8 protein-coding genes are annotated in these 7,579 nt (G+C 68.0%); 3 read left to right on the top strand and 5 right to left on the bottom strand.

The features are described from left to right. On the top strand, positions 1–523 hold a 523-nt coding region (locus VFQ05_09210; protein ID HET9326936.1), incomplete at its 5' end, for a hypothetical protein. Here VFQ05_09210 and VFQ05_09205 read toward each other — a convergent pair. Next, positions 510–1,001 (bottom strand): hypothetical protein, encoded by a 492-nt coding sequence (locus VFQ05_09205; protein ID HET9326935.1) that lies wholly within the window; start codon positions 999–1,001, stop codon positions 510–512. The two genes, VFQ05_09210 and VFQ05_09205, sit on opposite strands and share 14 nt — an antisense overlap. A 291-nt stretch (positions 1,002–1,292) precedes the next feature. Between VFQ05_09205 and VFQ05_09200 the strand changes: the two genes are divergently transcribed. Together VFQ05_09200 and VFQ05_09195 are read left to right on the top strand one after the other, a co-directional pair. Next, positions 1,293–1,667 (top strand): hypothetical protein, encoded by a 375-nt coding sequence (locus tag VFQ05_09200; GenBank protein HET9326934.1) that lies wholly within the window; start codon positions 1,293–1,295, stop codon positions 1,665–1,667. Positions 1,668–1,709: 42 nt separating this feature from the next. Then, the gene (locus VFQ05_09195; GenBank protein HET9326933.1) at positions 1,710–2,489 is read left to right on the top strand and encodes a c-type cytochrome; all 780 of its coding nucleotides are present in this window, start codon (positions 1,710–1,712) and stop codon (positions 2,487–2,489) included. Between the two features lie 44 nt (positions 2,490–2,533). Here the strand turns inward: VFQ05_09195 and VFQ05_09190 are convergent, their stop codons facing one another. The 4 genes from VFQ05_09190 to VFQ05_09175 all read right to left on the bottom strand — a co-directional run. Then, on the bottom strand, positions 2,534–3,883 hold the full coding sequence (locus tag VFQ05_09190; protein HET9326932.1) for a GH1 family beta-glucosidase: 1,350 nt from the start codon (positions 3,881–3,883) through the stop codon (positions 2,534–2,536). A gap of 3 nt (positions 3,884–3,886) precedes the next feature. Continuing rightward, on the bottom strand, positions 3,887–6,286 hold the full coding sequence (locus tag VFQ05_09185; protein HET9326931.1) for a glycosyl hydrolase family 65 protein: 2,400 nt from the start codon (positions 6,284–6,286) through the stop codon (positions 3,887–3,889). Between the two features lie 91 nt (positions 6,287–6,377). Then, on the bottom strand, positions 6,378–6,860 hold the full coding sequence (locus VFQ05_09180) for a phosphoglycerate mutase family protein (GenBank protein HET9326930.1): 483 nt from the start codon (positions 6,858–6,860) through the stop codon (positions 6,378–6,380). A 32-nt stretch (positions 6,861–6,892) separates the two neighbouring features. After that, the coding region (locus tag VFQ05_09175; GenBank protein ID HET9326929.1) for a DUF1326 domain-containing protein at positions 6,893–7,579 on the bottom strand (687 nt) is incomplete at its 5' end.

The following is a 7,579-nucleotide window of genomic DNA, read 5'->3' as shown; positions in this document are numbered from 1 at the left end:
TCAGCAGGCGCTCGACTGGTTCATGCGGCACCAGCGGCCTTCGGGATGGCGCCAGTGGCCCGAGGTGGTCTGGCGCGACGAGCGCGCGCCGAAGTTCATCGGCGATCTGCCTCACACCTGGGTGGGTTCCGATTTCGTGCGCTCGGTGCTCGACATGCTGGCGTACGAGCGTGAGGCCGGCGCGGGTCCGAAGGCGCCGGGCCAGAAGAGCGGCGACCAGCTGATCCTGGCGGCCGGCGTCCCCGAGGCGTGGCTCCTCGGCACGGGCATTTCGGTGCGAGGGCTGCGGACACGGTTTGGCGCTCTCGACTTCACGCTGCGCCGCGAGGATGGCGGCGCAATCGCCGGGCGAGTCGCGGGCGTCAAGCCGCCGCCGGGTGGCATCATCCTCGATCTGCGCCGGGAACCCGGCAGATGGACCGCCACGATCAACGGGAAGTCCGCGCCGATCACCAAGGACGGCGAAGTCGTCATCACTCAGACGCCCGCGGAAATAAAGCTCGCCCGCTCTACGGCTCGATGACGGTGAAGATCAGGGTGTTGGTGTAGCCGGTCGTCCCGGCGATTGCGGCATCGCCGTAGTTGAAGAGATTGCGGATCCGGATGTCCATGTCGACCTGAGCGAACGGGGGCTGCGCCACGCCGGTCGTCCACAGCGTCAGGTTGGACGGACCGAGTGTCGTGTAGGTCGAGAGCGTCGTGCCGCCACGCCCGGGAGGGGTGAGCGTGCGGACCAGGAAGTCGCCGGCGCGAATCGCGGGGTTGGCGGAGGAGGAGCGGACCATCAGCATCATCCCGGTGCTCGAGTTCGTCTTCAGCTTGACGCCCAGGCCTGCCGCACCCGTCACCTCCACGTAATCCCGCTCGTAGTCGGCCGGCGTCGGAGTGATGACGAGCGCGTTGTCGAGGACGTTGATGAAGGGCGCCGCGATGGCGTTCCCGTGGGCGAGCCCCAGGACCAGCGCCGCCGCCATCATCCCCTGTCTGAAGCCGCTTCCCATGCTCGACTCCCGGTGGCCGTCCAAGACGTTTGGGGCGATGGAGGGCAAGGAACCTGCCATGGTTTCGGCCCGTCCGCTGGCCGGAACCACCAGAAAATTCGGGCAATTCGCGTGTCCCGCGCCCTGGGCCGGACGAAATCTGGCCAATCGCGCGTCCAGCCCCCGCCCGACCTCATTGCGGGTTCGCTGTCAGGGAGGCGTCATCTTTGGCTCCCGGCATTGCGCGCCGGCCCGGCACGGAGCATCCTACCGGCTACGCAACGGTCGCGTCTGTTCTCAAAGGAGATCTCCATGAAGAAATGGTTCGCCTCGATCGTCCTCATGTCCGCTGTCGCCGCATCGCTGGCCTTTGCGGCGGGGGAGCACAAGGGAACGGTGAAGACCCTCACGGGCGAGCTGGTGGATACGGGCTGCTTCCTCGGTCACGGCGCGCGCGGCGAGAAGCACATCTCCTGCGCCACCAAGTGCATCGGCAACGGCATGCCGATGGGGCTGTTGACCGCGGACGGCACGCTCTATCTCGTCACGCTCAATCACGACAACGCCGATCCCTACAACAAACTCAAGACCATGGCCGGGAAGAACGTGAAGGTCACCGGCACGGTCATGACCCGCAACGGCATGAAGGGCATCGACGTCACCGACGCGGTGCTGGCCGCCAAGTAGCAACCCTCCGAGCGCGCGTCATCCGCGCGCTCGATCCCTCCCATGAGAGCTGCGGCGAGCGCGATCATCGCGCTCTTCTTGCTCGCCGTGCTGCTGGGCGCGTATTTCGTGCGTCCACGTCTTCCCGCCGCCGAGCGAGGCCATCGGCTCGCGCAGAGCACCGGATGTTTCGCCTGTCACGGAGACGGCGGGCTGAAGGGTGCGGCCAATCCCGGACGCGACGATCGCACCGTTCCCGGCTTCGAAGGCGACGTCATGATGTACGCGAAGAACCTCGAAGAGATCCGGCAATGGATCCACGACGGCGTGAACGAGGCGCGATCGCAGAGCGAGACGTGGCGCGAGCAGTCGCGGCGAGGCGCGGTGAAGATGCCAGCCTTCGGTGACCGCCTCACCGATCGGAAGATCGCCGATCTCACCGCGTACGTCGCCGCGGTCTCGGGGATGCCCGAGCCGGAAACGCCCGAGGCCGCTCGCGGACTCGAGCGCGCCGAGGCCTTCGGCTGCATCGGATGTCACGGCGCCGGAGGAAGGCTGGCGCCGGTGAACCCGGGATCACTCAAGGGCTACGTGCCATCCTGGGACAGTGACGACTTCGCCGAGCTGGTCCGCGATCGCGACGAGTTCAAGGACTGGGTCGAGAACGGCGTGAGCCGGCGCCACGACCGCAATCCATTCGCGCGCTTCTTCCTGCGCCGGGCCGTGCTGCGGATGCCGGCGTATCGCGATCGCCTGGAGCCGGGCGACATGGACGCGCTCTGGTCCTACGTCCAGTGGCTGCGCGCGCTGCCCGACACGGCGCTCACGATCGGCGGGCGCTGACCTGCAAATCTTTGCTCTCCCCGGGGAGAGCCAGAAATTACATCTCAGCGGCTCAGCGACACGCCGTTCGCGGCGATGACGTCGCGGTAGAAGCGGCCGCTCTCCTTGATCGTTCTCGCCTGCGTCGCGTAGTCCACCCGCACGATGCCGAAGCGCTGCGAATAGCCGCGCTGCCACTCGAAGTTGTCCAGCAGGGACCACACGAAGTAGCCGCGCAAGTCCACGCCGCGCTCGATGGCCTCACGCGCCGCGGCCAGATGCATGCGGAGGTAGGCGACGCGCCGAGCGTCAGGGACGGAGCCTGCCGGATCGGGATCGGGATCCACGTACGCCGCGCCGTTCTCGGTGATGTAGAGCGGGAGCTTCGCGTAGGTCTCGCTGACCCGGACGAGAATCTCGGTGAGCCCCGGGGGGTGGATCTCCCAGCCCAGATCGGTCGCGGGCACGCCGTCGAAGGCGACGTCGTCCGCATGGAGCGGCGGGTCGGCGCCGTACGCGGTCGGACGGCGCGAGTAGTAGTTCACGCCCAGCCAGTCCAGCGGCTGTGAGACCTGTGCGCTCTCCCGCGGCGTGAGCTCGCGGCAGGCCTTGCCGAGAATTTCCGCGAGCCCTTCAGGCCACTGCCCGGTGAACACCGTGTGGAGGTACTGCTGGTTGTAGTAGATGTCGGCGCGCCGCGTGGCCTCCGCGTCCTCGGCGGACCCGCTCGCCGGAACGCGGGGCTCGAGGTTGAGCACGATTCCGATATTGCCCTTGGCCGTTCCCCGATAGGCCTCGACGGCGGCGCCGTGCGCGAGCAGCAGGTGACGCGCCACCGCCGCCGCCTCGCTGACCGAGCGATGGCCCGGCGGATGGATGCCGAGCACGTGGCCTGCGTGCGAGACGAGGATGGGCTCGTTGAGCGTCGCCCACATCGGCACGCGGTCCGCGAGACGCTCGAAGACGACCTGCGCGTAGTCCTGGAACCAGCTCGGACTGTCGGGATTCGCCCACCCGCCGCGGTCTTCGAGCGCCGCGGGGAGATCCCAGTGATAGAGCGTGGGCGCCGGCGCGATGTCGCGCTCGAGCAGCCGGTCGATCAGCCGTGCGTAGAAGTCGAGCCCTCTGGGGTTGACGGCGCCGCGCCCCTCGGGAAGAACTCGCGCCCAGGCGATGCTGAAGCGATAGGCGCCGAGATTGAGCTCACGCATCAGGTCCACGTCATCGGCGAAGCGCCGATAGTGATCGCATGCGACGTCGCCGGTGTCGCCGTTCTCGACCGTTCCCTCGAGATGCGAGAAGCGATGCCAGTTGCTCGGCCCGGCCCCTTCGGCGAGCGGAGATCCTTCGATCTGGTACGCCGAGGTGGCCGCGCCCCACAGGAATCCTTCCGGGAAGCGAGTGAGGTCGGACATGGGTCAGGCCGGAGGGACGCGCACCGTGACGACGTGCTCGCGCCCGTCGCGAAATGCGGGAACGACCTGCCCTTCGTGCGGCCGGCCATCCAAGGTGATCTGAGCCTCGCCCGGCTTCACCGAGACCTCGATGCGATACGTGCTGTCGCGGAAGCGGCGGGTCATGCGAAAGCCTTTCCATTCGGGGGGAAGACACGGGTCGATCAGGAGACCATCCCAGGCGGGACGGACGCCGAGCAGCCACTCCGTGCCGACCCGCAGCATCCACGCGGCGGACCCGGTGTACCACGTCCAGCCGCCGCGCCCGTAATGGGGCGAGTTCGGTCCGTCGACGTTGCCGGGGGAGACGTAGGGCTCGGCCTGGTAGAGATCGGGGTCCATCCCGCGGTGCACCGGCCAGAACCGCCGGAGCAGCTCCCAGGCTTTGCCTCGCCGCTTCAGCATGCACTCGGCCTGCACCGCCCAGACCGCGGCGTGGGTATACAAGCCGCCGTTCTCTCTCGCGCCGGGCGCGTAGCGGGTGAGATAGCCGATCTCGGCGTCGGGCTCGCGGTACGCGGGGAAGAGCGACAGCGGGCCGTATGCCTTGTAGAGATGGCGCTCCATCGAGCGCAACAGCGTCGCTCGGCGCTCCTTGGGCACGACATCGTGGAGCACGGCCCAGGTCTGCGCATTGATGAAGATCTTGCCGTCGCGATTGCGGCGTGAGCCGATCGGCTCTCCCGAGTCCTTGGTGGCCCGCACGTACCACGCGCCATCCCAGAAGTGGCGGTTGACCGCTTCGCGCATGGATTGCGCTTCGCGCGCGTAGCGCTCGATCACCCGCTCGTCGGGGCGGCGGAGACGGCGCTCCAGCTCGACCCAGCCCTCGAGGATCCCGATCAGGAAGTGGGCGAGCCACACGCTCTCGGATTTGAGCTCACGGCCGATCGCCGAGAGGCCGTCATTCCAGTCGCCCGCGCCCATCCGCGGCACGCCGCGCGGGCTCAGCCGGTCCCAGAACGAGTCGATCGCGCGGCGGCAATGGTCGTAGAGGGTGCCATCCGCCGGCGGCGGAGCGCCGGGCTCGGCGAGGAACGGCGCTCGCACTTCGAGCACCGCGAAGTCCGCGGTCTCACGCAGGTAATTGAGGGTGACGAAAGGCAGCCAGAGGAGATCGTCGTTGAGCGGCTTCTTCAGGCCCTCCTCGGTGAGCGGATGCCACCAGTGGAGCGTCGTGCCGTCGGCGAACTGATGTGCGGCGTGGAGCAGGATCTGCCGCCGCGTTCGCTCCGGCGCGATCGGCAGGAACACCTGGCTGTCCTGGAGCTGGTCGCGATAGCCGAAAGCGCCCCCGGGCTGGTAATAGCCGCTCCGGCCCCAGATCCGTCCCGACATCGCCTGGTACTTGAGCCATACGTTGGTCATGACATCGAAGCCCGCATCCGGCGTCGTGACTTCGAGCGGCGCGAGCCAGGAGTCCCAGTGACGGCGCATCGAGTCCCACGCCCGCTCGACGGCCTCCGGCGTGGCATAGCGGCGAGCGAGGCGGAGCGCCGAAGCCCGGCGGTCCGCGATGCCGAGCGTGAACACCACCTCCCGCGTCTGCCCGGGCCGCAGCGTCACCGGGACCTGAAGCGATGCGATCGCGTCCTGCCACTTCCCGGCGGTTCCGCGCAGCCGGTCGCGCGAAAGCGCCAGGGGCGAGGAGAGCGCGCCGTGGCGGCCGACGAACTTCTCCTTGTCGGTCTCGAAACCTGCCGGAGTCACGCTCGCCGCGTGAAACGCGACGTGAGGCCATTCCACGTTCCACGGCTGCCCGCGGCCATGCTCGGCGATGGTGTTGAGCCGCTTGGTGGCCAGCAGCGCGCGCGCCGCGGCCACGTACTCCTGCTCGATGAAGAGCTTGTGGAACTCGCGGTGCGTGTCGGGCGCCGGCCCCAGGTTCCACTCGAAATAGCTGAACAGGTCGAGGCGCCGGGTCGAGCGCGAGACGTTCTCGAGACGAACCCGCCAGATCTCGAGCGAGTCGTCGGGCGGCACGAAGATCGTGTACTCGCTCCATATTCCGTGGTGCAGCGCGCGGAACGTCGTGTACCCGATGCCGTGCCGCACCTCGTATCGGGAAGGTCTGGCGCGCACCGGCTGGAACGCCAGTGACCAGTGCTTCCGGGTCGAGCGGTCGCGGCAGTAGAGGTATTTGCCCCACTCGTCCCGCACCAGGTCCTGTTCCCAGCGGTTGATCCGGTTGAAGGTGGCGTGGGTCTTCCAGGAATAGCCGGAGCCGGCCTGGCTGATGACCGTGCCGTAGTCACCGGGACAGATCACGTTCACCCACGGCTTCGGGGTGTCGGGGCGCGTGATCACGTACTCCCGGCCGTCGGCCGTGAAATAGCCGTACTTGGTCGCGAAGAGCTTGGGCATGGGGGTGATGGCGGTCCTGACCCACGGAAGACGACGCCCCTGCGAGGAGGCAGAGCAGCTTAACCGATTGGCCGCCAGGGCGTCGGAAGGCTCACGACGAGTGCGGCGGGACCTCGAGCACGACGGTCGCGCATCCTTGGCGCACGCCTCCGACCACTTCGAGCCGAACCAGCGCGCCGGCCTGGAAAGACGCTTCGCGGCCACCGCTGAGCCATGCCGTGAGACGGCCCATCAGTGGCTGGTGTCCGACCAGCACGACGTGCTGTTTCGGCGCGCGCCGTACGAGCTCCGCCGCGAGCTCCTCGGGCTCGGCGTCCGGTACCAGAGCATCGAGCGTTTCGATCAGGAGCCCAGGACAAGCGGCGGAGAGGATCGCGGCGGTCTCCTGCGCGCGGAACAATGGACTCGACCACATGGCCGCGGGCCGCCAGCCCTCGCGCGCGAGGCGCTCCGCCAGACTCGTGATCGCGGCCCGGCCGGCAGGCGTCAACCTTCGTGCCGCATCACCGCCGACACCGGAGGGCTGGGCCTCGCCGTGGCGCACGAGATCCAGGCATAGCGGAACGGAGTTCATGCCGCCCACCATGACGCGGCCATGGTCGTGCCTCAGTGTCCGCCGCCCGAAGCGGCCCCATCTTTCGACGACAGGTCGAACGTGACCGTGAAGCCGCTCGTGCCCTTGTACTCGAAGGCGTGAGGACCGAGCCGATAGGCTTCGACCTCACAGGGCATGAGCACGAATCCGCTGTTCCGCGGAGCGCCCCAGTACCGGAGATTCTCGATCACCGTGGCTCCTGTCTTCACGCGGCGCACCGCGGCCGCGCTCAGGACCACCTCCCCGGCCTTGCCGCCGTCGAGTCGCGCCACGGCCTTGTCGTCGGTCCGGTCCCAGTGGATCTCCATGTCATCGCCGATCGCGATCGGCGTCTCCCACCGGTAGGGATAGAGATGGGAGAGGATCGCCAGAATGCCGTCGCGCTGCTCCTTCGTGACCGAGGGACCGAAGTGGAGCACGGCCCACTTCATCGTTCCGTCGTCGAAGCCGTCGCCGACGTCCCAGGACATCCAGAACTCCACCTCGTCGAGAGGAGTCTTGCCGAAGCTGCCCTTGTGTACGTGGAATGCCTTGTTCGACCGGCAGAAATGCTGCGCCTGGCCCTCCGCCCCGGCGTGTGCGGCAGGCTTCTTCGAGAAGTAGCACGGACACAACATGGGACAGGAGCAGGCTTCGATGACGCTGGCCTTCATGCTCCAGGAGGTGCTCTTGTCCGCGCTCGCCATCGCCGTGGCGCC

The sequence above is a fragment of the Candidatus Eisenbacteria bacterium genome, assembly GCA_035712145.1.
Lineage (GTDB): Bacteria > Eisenbacteria > RBG-16-71-46 > RBG-16-71-46 > RBG-16-71-46 > DASTBI01.
This window is presented reverse-complemented; position numbering and strand designations above follow the sequence as displayed.

Excerpts from the sequence above, each read along its gene's own strand:
- VFQ05_09205 (HET9326935.1), bottom strand. The coding sequence starts at position 1,001 with ATGGGAAGCGGCTTCAGACAGGGGATGATGGCGGCGGCGCTGGTCCTG.
- VFQ05_09200 (HET9326934.1), top strand. The coding sequence starts at position 1,293 with ATGAAGAAATGGTTCGCCTCGATCGTCCTCATGTCCGCTGTCGCCGCA.
- VFQ05_09195 (HET9326933.1), top strand. The coding sequence starts at position 1,710 with ATGAGAGCTGCGGCGAGCGCGATCATCGCGCTCTTCTTGCTCGCCGTG.
- VFQ05_09190 (HET9326932.1), bottom strand. The coding sequence starts at position 3,883 with ATGTCCGACCTCACTCGCTTCCCGGAAGGATTCCTGTGGGGCGCGGCC.
- VFQ05_09185 (HET9326931.1), bottom strand. The coding sequence starts at position 6,286 with ATGCCCAAGCTCTTCGCGACCAAGTACGGCTATTTCACGGCCGACGGC.
- VFQ05_09180 (HET9326930.1), bottom strand. The coding sequence starts at position 6,860 with ATGAACTCCGTTCCGCTATGCCTGGATCTCGTGCGCCACGGCGAGGCC.